At 35.5% G+C, this 1002-nt stretch carries 1 protein-coding gene; it reads right to left on the reverse strand.

Annotated features, from left to right (window positions below; all coding sequences use genetic code 11):
- Positions 1-1002 (reverse strand): 3'-5' exonuclease (locus EKL98_RS17505; RefSeq protein ID WP_158618359.1); only part of this gene is annotated, 1002 nt, incomplete at both ends.

Below are 1002 nucleotides of genomic sequence, written 5' to 3' on the forward strand. Positions count from 1 at the left end.
GGTCATAATTCGAACCGCATTTTTGCCTTCGGGAGATGGAATGCTGAATTTCTCGGCATTTTTATCCCAGTAATTCAAGAAATCCGAAATTCCTGCTTGGTTGCGCACATCACGTTCCAGAACAATGTCAAGGAAATACTGAACGTATGCATTACCGTTTTGGGATTTCAGAAATTTATTTATTATCGTTTCCACCGATTCATACAGCGATTTTTTTCGAATGTCTTGAAATGAAAGGGAAATATCGAAATTTGTTAACCAATTTTCGAATTCAGTTTCCTGTTTTTTGTCCATTCCTTGGGCAATGAAATCGTGAATTGGCAATTGATCCTGAATGTGTTCAGCAACATAATGAAGAAAATGCGCTTTGGCTTCTAAATCGAAACTATTTTTTAAATATTTTAATAAATAAATAATAAAACGAACCTCGGTTGCATTTTGAATCATCAAGGTTTCCGAGGATAAAAGCGGAATTCCTTGCTCGGTCAAATAATTAGCAACGGCAATTCCGTGACTGCGTTTTCGTGTCAAAATAACAATATCTTTGAGTTCAAAACCTTGCTGTTTTACTTTTTGAATGGTGTTTAAAGTCGCCAATAAATACAATTCGGTTTTATCTAATGCTTCGTCGGATTCGCTTTCTTCTGTTTTTGGAATGAAAGAAATATTCACATAACCACCTGTTTTTGCATTCGTTTTTTGACGGCTATGATTTTGGTATAAATCTTTGTAATCTTCGTGTTCGAATTCGTTAGCCATCAATTGAAAAAATTCGTTATTGAATTCGATTATTTGCGAATAAGAACGGTAATTTTTATCTAAATGTTCTAAAACTTTTTCTGGATTATTAAACGGATTATGCTCTTTACTCAACTCGATAAATTGCTCTGCTTTTCCGCCACGCCAACGGTATATGGATTGCTTTGGATCGCCCACAATCATCAGCGTTCCTTTCTCTCCGTCAATTTCGCTTGATGTGGCATTGTCAATCAACGGAATCAA

Source organism: Flavobacterium bomense (genome assembly GCF_003970355.1).